This is a genomic window from Streptomyces katrae, from assembly GCF_000966975.1.
Classification (GTDB): Bacteria; Actinomycetota; Actinomycetes; order Streptomycetales; family Streptomycetaceae; genus Streptomyces; species Streptomyces katrae.
Window position 1 is genome coordinate 1 of the sequence record NZ_JZWV01001679.1, and the last position, 1,139, is coordinate 1,139.

Annotated in this window: 2 protein-coding genes; both read left to right on the top strand. The window is 74.4% G+C overall.

Features of this window, described 5'->3' with window-relative positions; genetic code table 11:
* The coding region (locus VR44_RS40035) for a helix-turn-helix domain-containing protein (RefSeq protein ID WP_045952616.1) at positions 1-671 on the top strand (671 nt) is incomplete at its 5' end.
* 103 nt (positions 672-774) lie between these two features.
* Positions 775-948 carry a hypothetical protein gene (locus VR44_RS45810; RefSeq protein WP_157880571.1) on the top strand — a complete coding sequence of 58 codons (174 nt, stop codon included), beginning with the start codon at positions 775-777 and terminating at the stop codon, positions 946-948.
* The last annotated feature ends 191 nt before the right edge of the window (positions 949-1,139 follow it).

Below are 1,139 nucleotides of genomic sequence, written 5' to 3' on the forward strand. Positions count from 1 at the left end.
CCACCATGGCCGACCCCGCCCTCGTCGAACTGGCCATCAGCCCCGACACCGACGAGACCGACCGGGCCCGGGCCCTGCGCCTGCTGGGCTTCCCCGCCGGGGCACCGCTCCGCGTCCTCGCCGTCCGCACCCGGCTGCCCCTCGACCGCGCCGCCGCCCTGGTCTGCCCGGCAGGACCCGTCAAGGCGGCGCTCGTCAACGACGTCGGCGTCATCCTGGCCACCACCCTCGACCCCGCCCGCCTCCCCCCGGACGCCCGCGCGGGCCTCGGCGGCGCCACCACCCCCGACCGCTCCTGGCGCCAGGCCCGCACCGCCCTCCGCTTCACCGGCCCCCGCGAACCCCTCGTCCGCCACACCGACCTCGGCGCCCTCGCCCTGCTGGCGGAGCTCCCGGCGCACAACCCCGACGTGGCCGCCATCGCCCGCCTCGCTGCCGACCCCCAGGACCTGCAGACCCTGGAAACCTACTGCGCCACCGGCTCCCTGCGCCGCGCCGCCGAACTCCTCCACCTCCACCACAGCAGCGTCGCCCGCCGCCTGGAACACATCACCCGCACCCTGAACCTGGACCTCACCACCCCCACCGGCCGCCTCCGCGCCCAACTGGCCCTCACGGCCTGGCACCTCCTGACCGACTCACCACTCGGCAACCCTGTCAGCGACAGCTGAGAGCATCCGTGCCGTCCTCTCCCGGCGCCTGCTCCGGACCCTCCCCGACCCTGAGGCCGCACTGCCCCAGTGGCCGGCCCGCCTGCGCCCGCGAGGACGGCTGGTGCTGGTCGAAGGAAGACGGCGGCAGGCGGGCCAGACCGGCATCCCGTACGTCACCGGCGCCGAATCGCTCCCGTGGAACGGCGGAATCGGCGCCGAGGACCTGTCCGCGAACCCGGACCTGTGGGGAGGCGAGGTGGAAGACGAACGCTACGCCCTGATCGCCGACCTCTGACATCGACGGGGCCCCGCCCGCATCGGCCCCAGGGTGTAAACCCGTGGGCCGATGCCGCGCACCACCAACAGCTGACAGCCTTCCTCTGCACCCACCGGCACCACAGTTGTCGATCCGTCACCAGAGGAGGGGCCCATGCCTGCCACACCATCCACCCCCCAGGGCACGACGCGCCGCACCATCCTGGGAAC